The organism is Chamaesiphon sp. (assembly GCF_041737865.1).
Classification (GTDB): Bacteria; Cyanobacteriota; Cyanobacteriia; order Cyanobacteriales; family Chamaesiphonaceae; genus Chamaesiphon.
Genome location: NZ_JBGSQZ010000063.1, coordinates 1 through 4,932, shown reverse-complemented (window position 1 = coordinate 4,932; position 4,932 = coordinate 1). Strand labels below are relative to the sequence as shown.

Annotated in this window: 2 protein-coding genes; both read left to right on the top strand. The window is 45.6% G+C overall.

Annotated features, from left to right (window positions below):
- Positions 1-432: 432 nt before the first annotated feature.
- Complete coding sequence (locus ACEW9J_RS04715; RefSeq protein WP_373543984.1) at positions 433-1,248, top strand: peptidylprolyl isomerase; 816 nt, start codon at positions 433-435, stop codon at positions 1,246-1,248.
- Between the two features lie 136 nt (positions 1,249-1,384).
- Positions 1,385-4,429, top strand: coding sequence for a peptidase domain-containing ABC transporter (locus tag ACEW9J_RS04710; RefSeq protein WP_373543983.1), 3,045 nt, complete (start codon positions 1,385-1,387; stop codon positions 4,427-4,429).
- The last annotated feature ends 503 nt before the right edge of the window (positions 4,430-4,932 follow it).

Genomic DNA, 4,932 nt, shown 5'->3' with positions numbered 1-4,932 from the left:
ATCTGCGGCAGGAGGCATTGTAGCAGTGATAAAATATCTAGCATGGGCGCATGAGTGGTTTTGAGTTGTCGTTGTTAGAGACAATAACTCTACTACGAAACGCCCTATCTCTTCATCCTCTTAATTTTGGCGAAGGTATTGCTTGGATTGTCACTTTGGTTCGTCGCGCTGGCATTCGGACTGTCCCACAAGCTTTGCGTTTATGGGCTAATCAAGTTGATACTGCTTTTTCTTTCCTTGTATGAAACCACCCTGCCCTCCCCTTATAAAGGGGAGGGAGTTAGACGACTGCATGAGCACCAGTATCCTGTGTCAATTTAGCAAGTTTGGAGTTTAATCAGACGTTAATATCTCAATAACCTTCTACTGGTCAATTGCTGAGATAATCTGTGCAGTCAGGCTACTTAGTCAGCCTCTAAATAACGTATCATCATGAAGACAACTGCAAACTTGTTAAACCTCGGTATTGTGACTTCAACCGTTCCCCTTCCAAATCCGCCAGAGCATCAACAGACGAGCGACCTAGACACCCCTTTAAAACGGTTATGTCAAAATGCTATGTCTGGTGAGGAAATTATTACACTTTTACAGAAATATTGGATGCTGCCACAATTGCAGCGAGAAATAATTCTCGATGCAGAGCTAGATTCAGTTATCTGTAGCTCAGAGGAAACTTTCAGTGCATACAAGGCTTTTTATCACAAGTATCAGATTAATTCGGATGACGATCGAGCTGCATGGCTAGAGCGAAATAAATGTACCCTCCAGCAGTTCGAGCATTCAGTACTCAGAACTATCAAACTCGATCGCTTCAAACAATCAACTTTTGGGAGTAAAGTTGATTCCTACTTTTTGCAGCGCAAAAGCCAACTCGATCGAGCTGTCTATTCACTATTGCGTGTCAAAGATCCATATCTGGCGCAAGAGCTATTCTTTCGGATTCAAGACCAGGAAGCAACCTTTGCCGAACTAGTCAAACAGTATTCTGGCGGACAGGAAGCAGAAGTCGGTGGCATGGTTGGCCCTCATGAGCTATCTGTACCTCATCCAGCTCTAGCGCAAAGATTACTCTCACTTCAACCAGGACAATTAGCCCCTCCATTGCAAATTGCTGACTGGTTTGTAATAGTGCGACTAGAAAAATATCTACCCGCTCAATTAGATACAGTCATGCGAGTACGGTTAATTGATGAAATGTACGAGCAATGGCTCCAGGCTAAGTTAAATCAAGTACCGATCGATAGTTAATAGTTGTTTATTTAGTTAAGTTTTAGTGTTTTTAACAGCTCTCGATCGAGAGGATCGGGATGGGCAGCAGCGGCGCAAAATCAGTTTACTAAAACAGATGCTCCGCGAACGATCTCAAAATATTAGATAAGATTTTATGACTTACACACCAGAAGCACCAGCAGTTTTCCTATCGCAAGTCGAGCCATTTAGTCAGTTATCTGCCAGTGCTCAGACAAGACTCGCCCAAATTGCTCAATATTATCGGTATCATGTCGGACAACCGATCGCCATCCGCGATCGACTTTCGGCACAAATTAATGTAGTCGTTGAAGGTACTGTGCGCTTGCTGGGATATCCGAGCGAGCATAGTTCGCCCGTGACGATCGAGCGATTGCAAGCTGGCGGGACGATCGGTGCGATCGGGATGATTCGGGGCGTACCTTGTGAATCAGCGATCGCTTCGACAGAAGCTATTTGCCTGACTTTTCCGGCTGAATCATTCATGCAAATAGTCGCCACAGAGCCGATCTTAAAGCGATATTTTTACGATCGCCCCAACCCGATCGAAATATTTGAATTGCTCCGCTTGGAACTCGATCGGCACCCCAATCAAGCCCAATTACTGCGAGCGTTAGGAGTTGATTCACTCAAAGATCTCGCCATCAAAGCTTCTGGCTTTGCCGTTGTCTATCGATCGGCACAAGAGATTCCCGCAGTAATGAGAAATTGGGATTGGTTCATCGCCAGCCAATCGCCAGATGCCGATCCCTCAAATAATGGGCGAACTTACTCGATCGGGGATCGGCTCGATCTCGACTCCTTCCAATCCAAACAAGAGCTACGCCAGATCGGATTTCCACCCAATATATTACAAGCTGCTATATCTGTCGATAGCGAGCGCATTATCGATATCGACGATGCGATGACTATCCCCAACTCTTCAGATCTCAACATTAGGCAACCGGATGAAATCCCCTACGCACCAGATCTACCCCTCACTCTCGATACCCCAACCAAATCGCCCCAAAAATATGCGATCGTCCGTGGGAAGGGACAAATCGACGGCAGCGTTGCTTGTTTTGAAATGCTAGCAAACCAGTATAAAATCCCCTTCCGGCGCGATTCAGTTCGCAAAGTAATTGCCCACCATGTCGAGCAATCAGGCGGGGTTTCGCTCCAATTTTGCGGTGCTGTGGCTGACTTCTTGGGGCTACAGGGGCAACTGGCGGAAATTCCCGCGATCGATATGCAGCGGATTCAGGTACCAGCCCTGATCAAATGGCAAAATCAATTGGCGGTAATCTGTGCTGTGGCTAACAACTCAGTGACAATTGCCCTCCCAGACAGCGGACTGATCCAAAGAACGCCCGAAGAACTGGCACTCAACCAGCAATCGACAACAGATAACCCCGATCCCGCACAACCGATTCCCATTCTCCTAATTCAAGCTACCCGCTATACTCCCGAACAAAAGTTTGGGATTAGTTGGTTTTGGCCGTCTCTCGTCCAGTATAAGGGCGTATTGATTGAGGTCTTAATTGCTTCATTTTTTATTCAACTATTTGGACTGGCAAATCCGCTAATTACCCAGACAATTATTGATAAAGTGCTGATGCAAAACAGTGCTACTGCGCTAAATGTTTTTGGGGTGCTGCTAATTGGTGTGGCAATTGGGGAAGCATTATTAACTAGCCTCAGAACCTATTTATTTGTCGATACCACCAACCGGATCGATTTGGCTTTGGGTTCGCAAATTATCGATCGATTGCTGCGATTACCCTTGCGATACTTCGAGAAGCGATCGGTTGGCGAACTTTCCACCCGTGTCAATGAACTCGAAAATATTCGCCAATTTCTAACGGGAACCGCCTTAACCGTCGTGTTGGATTCGGTATTTTCCGTGATTTATATCGTGGTGATGTTGATTTATAGCTGGCTATTAACACTCGTCGCCCTGGCAACTCTACCACTGTGTGTGCTGATTACTACTGCTGTATCCCCGATCGCCCGAAAACAATTGCGGACGAAAGCCGAACGCAACGCCCGCTCTCAGTCGCATCTAGTGGAAGTAATTTCCGGCATCCAAACTGTCAAAGCTCAAAACGTCGAATTGCGGTCGCGGTGGAAATGGCAAGAACGTTACACTCAGTACGTGATGGCTGGATTCAAAACCGTCATCACCTTTACCACCGCCAATTCTGCCACTACATTTCTCAATCAGCTCTCTAGTCTACTAGTCCTCTGGGTGGGCGCGTATTTAGTGTTAGACGGCAAGCTCACCTTAGGACAACTAATCGCCTTTCGGATCATTTCGGGGTACGTTACTAGCCCACTATTGCGGCTGACACAACTGTGGCAAAACTTCCAAGAAACAGCACTTTCGCTCGAACGGATTGCTGATATCCTCGATACACCGATGGAAGCAGATGAGATCGATCGCGGCAATATTCCGATGCCAACGATTCAAGGAAATGTTAAATTTGATAATGTTTCCTTCCGCTTTGCTCCCTCCGGTGCCCTTAATTTAGATGGTGTCAGCCTAGAATTTGCTGCTGGTAAATTTATCGGGATTGTCGGTCAAAGTGGTTCTGGCAAAAGTACACTGATGAAGTTATTACCGCGCCTATATCCGTTAGAATCTGGACGGATTTTGGTAGATGATTATGATATTTCCAAAGTCGAACTTTATTCATTGCGTCAGCAGATTGGGATCGTTCCTCAGGATACTTTGTTATTTGAAGGTAGCGTTCAGGAAAATATCGCCCTCAATTATCCCGATGCTACCACCGACCAAATTATTCAGGCTGCTAAAATTGCTAATGCCCACAATTTCATCATGGAATTACCCAACGGGTACAATTCCCCCGTGGGCGAACGTGGAGCGGGCTTATCCGGCGGGCAACGTCAACGAGTGGCGATCGCCCGAACGATCCTCCAAAATCCCCGCTTGTTAATTTTAGATGAAGCGACTAGTGCCCTTGATTATGATTCCGAGCGTCAAGTATGTGACAATATCGCATTAGCTTTCCACGGGAAAACGGTATTTTTTATCACCCATAGACTCACCACTATTCGCAATGCTGACGTGATTTTGATGATGGATCGCGGTGTGGTAGCCGAACTAGGTACCCACGAAGAATTGATGGCATTAAAAGGTCGCTATTATTGTCTATATCAACAACAAGAAACTCAACTTTAACTTAATAAACGTCAGATCAGGATGTTAATTCCCTCTGTAACTCCACTAGTTGTTCTATTATTAAAGTAATTACAAATTTATGCTAAGTGAGAATCTAGCGTATGAGCAGCACTTCCGAACATCACCCTTGCAGATATTAACCATGTCTTGATTTTTCTCATGCCACCGCATGAGGTAATATCACTATTCCTCGGACAATCAGTTGGCAGGTAAATGAGCTGGCAGAATATGAAGCGAAAACGAGCATTAATGAGTAACGATCGAATGTATTGGCTCGATCGAATCACTGTAAAATGAAAGGTCTGTAGGGGCGGGTTTATGCTATAACGATAACCTTCATGCGAACCCGCCCTCACCTATAATTAGGGCTTGCTGAAGATCTCAGCAAGCCAATCACTGCAAGGGTTTTGAGCCTTTTTTCAGAAATTAAGTGCAAGGTTTTGACGTTGAAAGGCTCAAAACCCTTGCACTCGATCGCTTGAATCTGGCGATCGAGTGAGAAT